Source organism: Nocardia arizonensis, from assembly GCF_001310275.1.
Classification (GTDB): Bacteria; Actinomycetota; Actinomycetes; order Mycobacteriales; family Mycobacteriaceae; genus Nocardia; species Nocardia arizonensis.
In genome coordinates this window covers 1-225 of sequence record NZ_LGYZ01000128.1, presented here as the reverse complement: position 1 = coordinate 225, position 225 = coordinate 1, and the positions used below count along the sequence as shown (strand labels likewise).

General features: G+C 66.2%; 1 protein-coding gene. It reads right to left on the bottom strand.

The genetic code is table 11. From position 1 onward, the window contains the following. Positions 1-203, bottom strand: a 203-nt coding sequence (locus APZ21_RS28855) for an IPT/TIG domain-containing protein (protein WP_204249175.1), incomplete at its 3' end; no start/stop codon positions are given. Positions 204-225: the final 22 nt, after the last annotated feature.

Below are 225 nucleotides of genomic sequence, written 5' to 3'. Positions count from 1 at the left end.
GTCGCGGAGTCGACGGTGAACGAGGTCGCCGGTGTCGCACCGAAATCGACCGCCGTAGCTCCGGTGAGGTCGGTTCCGGTGAGGATGACCGTTGTTCCGCCGGCTACCGGTCCCACGTTCGGTACCACCGTGATGAGGGTGGGGACCGGAACGTAGGTGTAGGCGACACCGTTGCTGGTTCCGCCGACCGTGGTGACCGTCACCTGCACTGTTCCGGAACCCGCG